Source organism: Allobosea sp. (assembly GCF_017308075.1).
Classification (GTDB): Bacteria; Pseudomonadota; Alphaproteobacteria; order Rhizobiales; family Beijerinckiaceae; genus Allobosea.
Window position 1 is genome coordinate 271,772 of record NZ_JAFKFX010000026.1, and the last position, 9,128, is coordinate 280,899.

At 68.8% G+C, this 9,128-nt stretch carries 9 protein-coding genes, 1 tRNA gene and 1 riboswitch; of the genes, 5 read left to right on the forward strand and 5 right to left on the reverse strand.

Annotated elements, in window-relative coordinates:
- Positions 1–136: 136 nt before the first annotated feature.
- The 5 genes from J0J10_RS08105 to J0J10_RS08125 all read right to left on the reverse strand — a co-directional run bounded on the left by J0J10_RS08105 (position 137) and on the right by J0J10_RS08125 (position 5,778).
- A complete protein-coding gene (locus J0J10_RS08105) occupies positions 137–1,150 on the reverse strand; it encodes a DUF6925 family protein (RefSeq protein ID WP_291646017.1) in 1,014 nt (337 codons plus the stop codon).
- On the reverse strand, positions 1,147–1,941 hold the full coding sequence (locus J0J10_RS08110; RefSeq protein WP_291646032.1) for an ABC transporter ATP-binding protein: 795 nt from the start codon (positions 1,939–1,941) through the stop codon (positions 1,147–1,149). Before J0J10_RS08110 ends, J0J10_RS08105 begins: the two co-directional genes overlap by 4 nt.
- Positions 1,941–2,879 carry a FecCD family ABC transporter permease gene (locus tag J0J10_RS08115; RefSeq protein ID WP_291646033.1) on the reverse strand — a complete coding sequence of 313 codons (939 nt, stop codon included), beginning with the start codon at positions 2,877–2,879 and terminating at the stop codon, positions 1,941–1,943. Before J0J10_RS08115 ends, J0J10_RS08110 begins: the two co-directional genes overlap by 1 nt.
- Before the next feature lie 83 nt (positions 2,880–2,962).
- On the reverse strand, positions 2,963–3,832 hold the full coding sequence (locus J0J10_RS08120) for an ABC transporter substrate-binding protein (RefSeq protein ID WP_291646018.1): 870 nt from the start codon (positions 3,830–3,832) through the stop codon (positions 2,963–2,965).
- Complete coding sequence (locus J0J10_RS08125) at positions 3,832–5,778, reverse strand: TonB-dependent receptor plug domain-containing protein (protein WP_291646019.1); 1,947 nt, start codon at positions 5,776–5,778, stop codon at positions 3,832–3,834. Before J0J10_RS08125 ends, J0J10_RS08120 begins: the two co-directional genes overlap by 1 nt.
- A 121-nt stretch (positions 5,779–5,899) precedes the next feature.
- Positions 5,900–6,099: riboswitch (cobalamin riboswitch) on the reverse strand.
- A 128-nt stretch (positions 6,100–6,227) separates the two neighbouring features.
- On the opposite strand from J0J10_RS08125, the gene blh reads away from it, so the two are divergent.
- From blh to J0J10_RS08150, 5 genes are all read left to right on the forward strand, one after another.
- Positions 6,228–7,526 carry a bifunctional sulfur transferase/dioxygenase Blh gene (gene blh / locus J0J10_RS08130; RefSeq protein ID WP_291646020.1) on the forward strand — a complete coding sequence of 433 codons (1,299 nt, stop codon included), beginning with the start codon at positions 6,228–6,230 and terminating at the stop codon, positions 7,524–7,526.
- Between the two features lie 6 nt (positions 7,527–7,532).
- Positions 7,533–7,865 carry a sulfite-sensing transcriptional repressor BigR gene (bigR, locus tag J0J10_RS08135; protein WP_291646021.1) on the forward strand — a complete coding sequence of 111 codons (333 nt, stop codon included), beginning with the start codon at positions 7,533–7,535 and terminating at the stop codon, positions 7,863–7,865.
- A complete protein-coding gene (locus J0J10_RS08140) occupies positions 7,862–8,272 on the forward strand; it encodes a YeeE/YedE family protein (RefSeq protein ID WP_291646022.1) in 411 nt (136 codons plus the stop codon). The genes bigR and J0J10_RS08140 overlap by 4 nt, the downstream gene beginning before the upstream one ends.
- On the forward strand, positions 8,269–8,700 hold the full coding sequence (locus J0J10_RS08145; RefSeq protein WP_291646023.1) for a YeeE/YedE family protein: 432 nt from the start codon (positions 8,269–8,271) through the stop codon (positions 8,698–8,700). Before J0J10_RS08140 ends, J0J10_RS08145 begins: the two co-directional genes overlap by 4 nt.
- Before the next feature lie 229 nt (positions 8,701–8,929).
- Positions 8,930–9,006: transfer RNA gene (locus J0J10_RS08150), tRNA-Arg, on the forward strand.
- Positions 9,007–9,128 lie beyond the last annotated feature (122 nt).

The following is a 9,128-nucleotide window of genomic DNA, read 5'->3' on the forward strand; positions in this document are numbered from 1 at the left end:
CATCGTAAAGCGCGATAGCCCTAAGGTGGATCCCGGATCTGCGCCGCTTCGCCGCTTGTCCGGGATGACGAAGCTCCTGCTGGACAGATCAGCCGGCTCGAACACGCGTTCGGACCCGCCGGTCGCCGGCCTTCCTTCAGCCATGGCCGTAATCGTCTGCCGCGGCCGCTGCCTCGTCGCCATCGCCGGTCTCGCGTTCGAGCAGGGCGGTCCAGCTTGCCGCCGGTGCATGTCCGCTCTGGAGCATCTGGCGCAGCAGCACCCTCGCGGCGTGCCGGGCGAAACGGTCATCCGGGATCGCGGCCGCATCGGCCGGAGCTCCGGAGGCCATGGCGGCCGCGAGCCGTGACTTCAGGGCGAGCAGGCGGACATCGCCGTACTCGCCGAGCATGGCCTGGAAGGCGTCATGGGCCTGTTGGTCCCAGGGGCGGCGATGGCCGAGGCCATCCTTGAGCGGATGGGCCGGCACGAGATGGGCGCAAGGCACGAAGCCGTCTGGCACCGGCTCGGTCGCGGCATGGGTGCGGCCGGAGCGCAGCAGCTTCGGCAGGACATGGGTGTGCGGGCCTTCGGGGCTCTTGCCGTCGGCCGGCGGGATCGGCTGGTAGACCTCGCAGCGGCCGAAGCGCGCCATGAAGACGCGATGCGGCCCGGCGGCGACGATCGCGGCCATGGCGGGATTGCCGGACTCGAACAGCGAGCGCCCTGCCGCCGCGCGTAAGGTCCCGATCAGGCCGGGATCGGCGGTGCGGATGCAGATATCGGCCTGCAAGGTGCCGAGCCCCATGTCGAACAGGATGCCGTCCCGGTCCTGTGGCCGGAGCGCCTCGCTGTCGGGCCCGAGCTCGGTCAGGACCGTACGGCGGTTCATGGCGCAGGCATCGGCCGGCAGGCAGAGCGAGATGCGGTGGCTCCAGCTCTGGCCGATCGCGGTCTCCGAGGCGAAGAGCCGGACGGCAGAGAGATCGCCGAAGCCGACGCCGCCACGTGCGGTCGTCGCGGCGAGCCGGCCGGGCTCGTCGGTCAGGACGAAAGCCTCGTCCGGATCGCGCTGGAACTCGGCGATGGCGCCGAAGGTGCCGAGATTCCATTGCGAACTCTGCGTCCGCAACTGCTCGCGGATGAAGCCGGTGATGTCGCGCTTGGTCATGAGGCAGTCTCGTCTTTGCGGGGGATCGGTCGCCAGGGCAGGGCATAGGGCTGGCCGTCCTGTGCGCCGCGCGCGACCTCGATGCCGAAGGCCCGGGCGAGATTGGCGTCGTCGAGAACGGAATCGGGGGCGCCGTCGGCCAAGACGCGGCCTTGGTCGAGCAGGACGAGGCGGTCGCAGAAGCGGCCGGCGAGGCTGAGATCGTGCAGGACGACGACCACGCCGGCGCCGGCATGTGCGGTGCGCCGCAGCAGCGCCATCGCCTCGAGCTGATGGAGCGGGTCGAGCCCGGCGAGCGGCTCGTCCGCCAGCAGCATCCTGGCCTCGACCGCCAGCGCCCGCGCCAGCAGGACGCGCATGCGCTCTCCGCCGGAGAGGCTGTCGAGCGTGCGCTCGGTGAAGCCAGTGACATCGGCGGCCGCCATGGCGCGCGCGATCGCGGCGTGATCGGCTGCGTTCTGATCGGCGAAGGGGCGGCGATGCGGCAGCCGGCCGAGCGCAACGACGGCGCCGGCCCGCATCTGCCAGTGCACCGTGCCGCCCTGCGCCAGGAAGGCGATGCGCCTGGCCAACGTCTTGCGCCCGAGCGCCCTCGCGGTGAGGCCGTCATAGCGCAAGCTTCCGGCGTCGGCCGGAAGCAGGTCGGCGAGCACACGCAGCAAGGTCGTCTTGCCGGCGCCGTTCGGGCCGATCAGGCCGACCATCTCGCCAGCCCGCAAAGAAAGGTCGATGCCGCGCAGCACCAGTTTGCCGCCGAGGCTGACCGCGATGTCCCTGGCTTCGATCTGCATCACGCCGCCCTCCGCATCCGCTGGATCAGGCTGAACAGGAAGGGTGCGCCGATCAGGGCAGTGACCACGCCGAGCTTGAGCTCGGGCCGGATCGGCATCAGCCGCAGGGCAATGTCGGCGGCGAGCGTCAGGATCGCGCCGCCGAGCCCAGAGACCAGCAGCAGCCGGCCGGGGCGATGCCCGACCAGCGGGCGCAGCAGATGCGGCACGACGAGCCCGACGAAGCCGATCGCGCCGGTGACGGCGACCGAGGCGCCGACCGCCAGCGCGGCACCGCCGATCAGCCGGGCGCGCAGCCAGCCGAGATCGAAGCCGAGGCTGCGGGCGGTGTCCTCGCCGAGGGTGAGCCCGTCGAGGGCGGTGGCGCTGGAGAGCAGCAGTGCCCAGCCGAGCAGCATCAGGGGCAGCACCAGCCAGATATGGGCCATGCTGCGGTCGGCGAGCGAGCCCATCAGCCAGAAGACGATCTCGAGCGCCGCATAGGGGTTCGGTGCGAGATTGAGCGCGAGCGAGGTCATCGCGCCGGCGAAGCTGTTGATCGCGACGCCGGCGAGGATCAGCGCCATGGTGCCGGCGCCGCGCCCGTTCAGAGCGTAGAGCAGGAGCGTCGCCAGCATCGCGCCGGCAATGCCACCGAGCGGCAAGGCGAGCAGGAAGGCGCCGGCGAAGCCGGAATAGAACATCGCCACCGCGCCGAAGGCGGCGGCGCTGGAAATGCCGAGCAGGCCGGGCTCGGCCAGCGGGTTGCGGAGCAGCCCCTGCATCGCGGCGCCCGCCAAGCCGAGGCTGAAGCCGACGAGCGCGCCGAGCAAGGCGCGCGGCAGGCGCAACTCGACGAGAACCAGTGCCGGCAAGCTGGCGCGGCCGGCCAGCCAGTCGCTGAAAGCTGCGCCAAGGTCGAGATCCGCGTAGCCGACAGCGACCGAGAGCGCCGTCATGGCGAGGAGCAGGGCGGTCAGCAGCGCGACCAGAAAGCGATAGCGGCTGCGACTTTCCGTGGCGATGGCGGTGGCGGCGGGGTTCACGGTCCGCTCCTGGGCTTGCGCGGCGCGGCGGCCGCATCGATCAGCATTTCGATGGCGTCGATCACCGCCGGCCCGGCGCAGGTCCAGAGCCTGGAGGGCAGGGCGACGAGCCTCAGCCGGTCGCCGAGCCTGCCGATCAGCGGGTGGTTCAGGATCTCATGGGCGAGCGAGGGCGGGCCGCCCTCGCTGGTGTTGAGGATCAGGATGTCGGCCTCGCCGAGCGCCACGGTCTCCAGGGCGATCTGGCCGTAATTGTCGATGCCGAGCTCGGCGGCGAGGTTGACGAAGCCGGCTCTGGTCAGGATCTCGTCGACGAGCGAGCCGCGCCCGACGGTGAAGCCGTTCGGCCGCAGGACCAGCGCCTTTGGCCGCTCCTTGCCGATACGCTGCGCCAGGAACGCGAGGCGGGCGTCGATCTCGCCGATCAGGGCTTCGCCGCGGGCCGGCTCTCCGAGCAGCGCCGCCATCTCGGCGATCTGGGCCTTGACCCCGCCGAGGTCGCGCGGCACGCCGAATTCCCTGACCGGTGCGCCGACGCGCCTCAGCAGCGCGACGGTGTTGCGGGTGGTGAAGCTCCCGGCGATGACGAGATCGGGCCGGAAGGCCAGCAATTCCTCGACGAGGCCGTGATTGGCCGGGTACCGACGGGCCGCCTCTGCCATATTGGCGTTGCGCGGGTCCTGCGAGAGCCAGGTCACCGAGGCGATCGCCGCGGGATCGGCGAGGCGCAGCACGAGCTCGTCCGTGCACATGTTGAGCGAGACGATGCGCTCCGGCCTCGCGCCCGCTGCCGGCGTAGCCGCGAGCACGAGGCTCGCGACCACGAGCGCTGCGCCGAGGGCGCGTTTGGAGCGGCGGTCCGCCATCATCCGCCGAACGCGACCTTGACGCCACCGAAGGCGCCGAAGCCGGGCACGAGGAAGCCGACGGGGTTCTCCCAGCGCTTGTCGAACAGGTTGTCGACGCGTCCGAAGACCGTGACCTTGTCGGTGGCCTTGTACTCGGCGGCGAGGTTGACCAGCGTCGCGCCCTTGGCCTTCAGGCGAGGCACCGAAAAGTCCCGGTTCCCGTCGACCCAGGGACCGACATAGATCAGCGTCGCGGAGAGGCTGAGCTTCTCCATCGGGGTCCAGGTGACGGTGCCGCTTGCCTTGTGACGCGGCCGGCGCAGCAGTCCCTGTTGCGCGACCTCATCCTTGGCGAGCGTGAAGGTGTAGTCGGCCCTGACACGCAACTGCTCGGAGATCTGCAGCGCGGCGAAGGACTCGACGCCCTTCGTCTCGGCCTTTCCGATATTGGCGTAGGAGTTGCGCGCCGCGTTGGTCGCGATCAGGTTCTGAATGTCGTTCTGGAACCAGGTCGCACCGAACTGAACGCGCCGGTCCAGAAGCGGCTGCTCGAAGCCGACGTCCCAGCCACGGCTTTCCTCCGGCTTGAGATTCGGGTTGCCGAAGAAGTTGAAGCCCGGCCGGTAGTCGATGAAGAGTTCGGCGAGCGTCGGCGCCTTGAAACCGGTGCCATAGCTCGCCTTCAGCTTGGTCTCGGTTCCTGGAACGATGTAGGCTGGCGCGATCCGGTAGGTGGTGTGGCCACCATAGCTGTCATCGTGGTCGTGACGGATGTTGGCGGCCAGGAAGAAGCGGTCGGCGACATTGCCCTGATATTCGAGATAGGCCGCCTTGTTGCCGTTCGAGGCCGTGAGGCTGGGGGTGTCCAGCCGCTCGCGCTCATAGGAGAGGCCGCCGATCAGCATGTGCCCCTTGGCGAGTTCGAGATCGCCCCGCCAATCGAGCTTGGTCCGCTCACCCAGATTCTCCGTCGGCAGGCCGAGGGCTCCGAATGCGTCGGGGGAGCGGTAGGAGCGATCCTGGTTCGAGTAGGACACGCCGAAGCGGTTCACAAAGCGACCTCCCAGCGGATCCCAGACCACCTCGCCGCGGGTGAAGGCCTGGGCGTAGTTCGAAAGCGATCGATAGGATGTCGGCCGGCTGGGGAAGCCGCTGTCATAGGTCGAGCGGAACTGCCCGTCGGTATAGCGGCCGACCCAGTTGACGCTGAGCGTGTCGGTCAAGGCGAAGCCGAGGCGGCTGGAGTAGCTATAGGCGTCATAGGCATTGGGCTTCACGCGCACGCCCGGCGGGATCAGGTTCGGCGGCACGGAATCGGTCGAGTCCGAGCGCATATGGGAGACGTTGAAGGCGTAGTTGAAACGGTCGTCGCCGCCGCTGAAGCCTACGGCCTGGTTGAAGGTGCCGTGCGAGCCGGCCTCGACGCGCGCGGTCGCCTTTGGCGGCCCTTCGCCGCGCCTGGTGACGATCGAGATCACGCCGCCGATCGCGTTGGCGCCGTAGAGGCCGCTCTGCGGGCCGCGCAGCACCTCGATGCGCTCGACGTCGTCGGTCAGCATCGAGCCGAAATCGAAGGACCGGTTCGGCGTCGACGGGTCGTTGGCCTCCATGCCGTCGATCAGCACCTTGACGTGGTTCGAATTGGTGCCGCGCATGAACACCGAGGTCTGACCGCCAGGGCCGCCGATCTGGACGATGTTGAGGCCCGGCACGGCGGCGAGCGCCTGCGGCAGCGTCCGGCGCTGCTCGCGCTGGATCTGGTCGGCGGTGATGACGGTGACGGAGCTCGCGACCTCGCGTGCCGGGGTCGGCGTGCCGGTGGCGCTGACCACGACCTCGTCGAGCCGGATCGTTTCAGGTCCCGACTGGGCCCCGGCGGCAAGGGGGTTCAACGAGGTGCCGGCGAGCAGCAGGAAGGCGAACGGCAGGGGGCCGCGCAGGGCGGTCTGGGGGAAGGGGAGCACGGAAGAAACCTCGGCGGTCAACGTTGTGGCACGTCACCGCGAACGCGATCTCCCGCCCGCACCCGAAAGGGTTGCGCGCAAGTGAACCAGCGATCGAAACACCCCGTCCGAACGTGTTCGCGTGTGACCACGACTGACGGCAGGTCTCCTGGCTCGCGGGTCAGCGCCTTCTCACCGCCTTCCCAGGGCCGAGGCCCCAGTGGCGTATGGCGAAAGGCTCGCCGCTTACAGTTGCGGGGGCAGCCGCAGCATGGGGTGGCGAGCCACCCGCACTGCGTTCCCTTTTGATCCCGTGAGGGAACCGTCGCGTTTACGAGTAGGGCGGGAATGAGGCGGCGTCAACGCGCGATGAGAGCGGGGAGGGGCCGCGTGGCGCGACGAAGGGGTTGCAAGCTGTCATTATATATTATATGAAAATGTATATTGAATTTCGAGCCACGGGAGCCGCCATGAAAATCGTCGAGATATCCGAGAGGCTTGCGGTCGCTGGGCAGCCCTCCCTCGTCGACTTCAAGTCCCTCGCCGCGCGGGGTTTCAAGGCCATCGTCAACGACCGTCCCGATGGCGAGGAACCGGGCCAGCCAGATTCGGCCGCCGAAAGGCAGGCGGCCACCGAGGCGGGCCTGGCCTACAGCTTCGTACCGGTGACCGGGACGACCATCACCCGGGCCGATGTCGAGGCCTTCCAGGCGGCGCTCGCCGCGGCGCCGGAGCCGGTGCTGGCGCATTGCCAGGGTGGTATGCGCTCCTTGACCCTGCATGTGCTCGGCGAGGTCCTGGGCGGACGGATGAGGGCCGAGGAGGTGCAGGGTTTCGGCGCACGCTTCGGCTTCGATCTTGCCGGCGCAAAAGCCTGGCTCGACCGCGAGGGCGCCCGCAGTCCGCAGGTCAAGGGCTTTTACGAGCCGCGCAGCGGCAGCGTGCAATATGTCGTCGCAGACCCGGCGACGGCGCGCTGTGCGATCATCGATCCCGTGCTCGATTTCGACGAGAAATCGGGCGCGACCGCGACCGTCAGTGCCGATACCATCCTCGCCTATGTCGCGCAGCAGGGCCTCACCGTCGAGTGGATTCTCGACACCCATCCGCATGCCGATCATTTCTCGGCCGCCGCCTATCTCAAGGCGAAGACCGGCGCGCCGACGGCGATCGGCGCCGAGGTCGTCGCGGTTCAGCGTCTGTGGAAGGATTTCTACAACTGGCCGGATTTTCCGGCCGACGCCTCGCAATGGGACAAGGTCTTCGCGGCGGGCGAACGCTTCAGGCTCGGATCGCTCGAGGCGTCGGTGCTGTTCTCGCCGGGCCATACCCTGGCCTCGGTGAGCTATCTGATCGGCGATGCGGCCTTCGTCCACGACACGCTGTTCATGCCGGATTCCGGCACGGCGCGGGCGGATTTTCCCGGTGGCAGCGCCAAGGCGCTATGGGCTTCGATCGAGGCCATTCTCGCCTTGCCCGACGAGACGCGGCTGTTCACCGGCCATGACTATCGCCCGGGCGGCCGGGCAGCGCGCTGGGAGAGCACAGTCGGCGAGCAGAAGCGGGCCAACCCGCATATCGCCGGCCAGGATGAAGCCTCCTTCGTGGCGCTGCGCCAAGCCCGGGACAAGACGCTGCCGATGCCGAAGCTGATCCTCCATGCCCTGCAGGTGAACATCAGGGGTGGCCGGCTGCCGGAGCCGGAAGGCAATGGCCGGCGTTATCTGAAGATCCCGCTCGACGCATTGCCGGGCGCGGTCTGGGGCTGAGATGCGATGACGATGCAAGCCGAACAGGCGAACACCAGGGCAGAGCTCGCCACCAAGGCAGGGGAGGTGGCGGAACTGCTGCGCACCCTCGCCAACCGCAACCGGCTGATGCTGGTCTGCACCCTGGTCGAGGGCGAATATTCGGTCGGCCAGCTCGAGGAGATGCTCGGCATCCGCCAGCCGACCCTGTCGCAGCAGCTCACCGTGCTGCGCGAGGCCGGGCTGGTCGAGACGCGCCGCGACGCCAAGCAGATCTTCTACCGGCTGACGGCGGCGAAGGCCGCGCGGCTGGTCGAGACGCTGCACCAGATCTTCTGTACTGAGGAGGCGCCGGAATGACGGTCTATCTGCCATCGCTCGCAGGAGGCATGCTGATCGGCCTGTCGGCCGTCATGCTGCTGCTCCTGAACGGTCGTGTCGCCGGGATCAGCGGCATTCTCGGACGGCTCGTGCTCGGCACGCAGGCCGCGACCAATGCGGCCTTCGTCATCGGGCTCCTCGTCGGGCCACCGCTCTACCGGCTCGCCACCGGGCAATGGCCAGCGGTGACGATCACGGCCTCGCTGCCGGTGATCGCGCTCGCCGGGCTCCTGGTCGGGTTCGGCACGCGGATGGGCTCGGGCTGCACCAGCGGTCACGGTATCGTCGGCCTCGCCCGGTTCTCGCCGCGCTCGGCGGTCGCGGTCGCGACCTTCCTTCTCGCCGGCATCGTCACCGTTACCCTGATGAGGCTCGCTGCGCCATGAACCGATTCGCGCAAGTGATCACCGCCCTGGCGGCGGGCACCGTCTTCGGCCTCGGCCTCGCCATGTCTGGCATGCTCGATCCTGCCCGGGTGCGTGGCTTCCTCGATCTCTTCGGGGCCTGGGATCCGAGTCTCGCCTTCGTGCTCGGCGGGGCGGTCATGGTCGCGCTCGTCGGCATGGCCGTGCTGAAGCGCCTGCGGCGCCCCGTCTTCGACGAGCAGTTCCATCTGCCGGCGACGTCACCGGTGGACCGGCGGCTGGTGCTGGGCTCGGCGATCTTCGGGGTGGGCTGGGGCATGGCCGGCTTCTGTCCGGGCCCGGCGCTGGCCTCGCTCTCGCTGGGGCTGGCCCCGGTCGCGCTTTTCGTGGTCGCCATGCTGGCCGGGATGACGCTGCATGACCGCGTCTGGTCGCGCAGGATGGGCTGACGGTCAGTATGCTGGAGGCGGTGCCGGACGCCGGCTCCGGCGGCAGCCCGGCGAGGTCTCGCACCATGGCGTCGGCCTCCCGGGCCGGCTGGCGGGAAAGGCCCGGCCGCGACCTTTAAAAAAAATCCGCGAAGAAAGTCGCGAGAACGGGGTTGCCAAGCGCGGCCCGACTCGCTAATTCGACATCCGTCAGCCGAACGCGGCTCCCGCCGTTCCGTTCCGTTGCCACGCGCCCGTAGCTCAGCTGGATAGAGCATCAGACTACGAATCTGAGGGTCAGAGGTTCGAATCCTTTCGGGCGCGCCATTCACTGCTTTTCCTAGATAATTTCCGGTTTTAGGACCGCCCCGAAAGGGGCGTTAGGACCGGTTTTTAGGACCGTTTCCCCGCAGCCATGAATGCGACCGAAGACGGTGCTTTCCACCGTG

Excerpts from the sequence above, each read along its gene's own strand:
- J0J10_RS08115 (WP_291646033.1), bottom strand. The coding sequence starts at position 2,879 with ATGACGGCGCTCTCGGTCGCTGTCGGCTACGCGGATCTCGACCTTGGC.
- J0J10_RS08120 (WP_291646018.1), bottom strand. The coding sequence starts at position 3,832 with ATGGCGGACCGCCGCTCCAAACGCGCCCTCGGCGCAGCGCTCGTGGTC.
- J0J10_RS08105 (WP_291646017.1), bottom strand. The coding sequence starts at position 1,150 with ATGACCAAGCGCGACATCACCGGCTTCATCCGCGAGCAGTTGCGGACG.
- J0J10_RS08110 (WP_291646032.1), bottom strand. The coding sequence starts at position 1,941 with ATGCAGATCGAAGCCAGGGACATCGCGGTCAGCCTCGGCGGCAAACTG.
- blh (WP_291646020.1), top strand. The coding sequence starts at position 6,228 with ATGAAAATCGTCGAGATATCCGAGAGGCTTGCGGTCGCTGGGCAGCCC.
- J0J10_RS08140 (WP_291646022.1), top strand. The coding sequence starts at position 7,862 with ATGACGGTCTATCTGCCATCGCTCGCAGGAGGCATGCTGATCGGCCTG.
- J0J10_RS08145 (WP_291646023.1), top strand. The coding sequence starts at position 8,269 with ATGAACCGATTCGCGCAAGTGATCACCGCCCTGGCGGCGGGCACCGTC.
- bigR (WP_291646021.1), top strand. The coding sequence starts at position 7,533 with ATGACGATGCAAGCCGAACAGGCGAACACCAGGGCAGAGCTCGCCACC.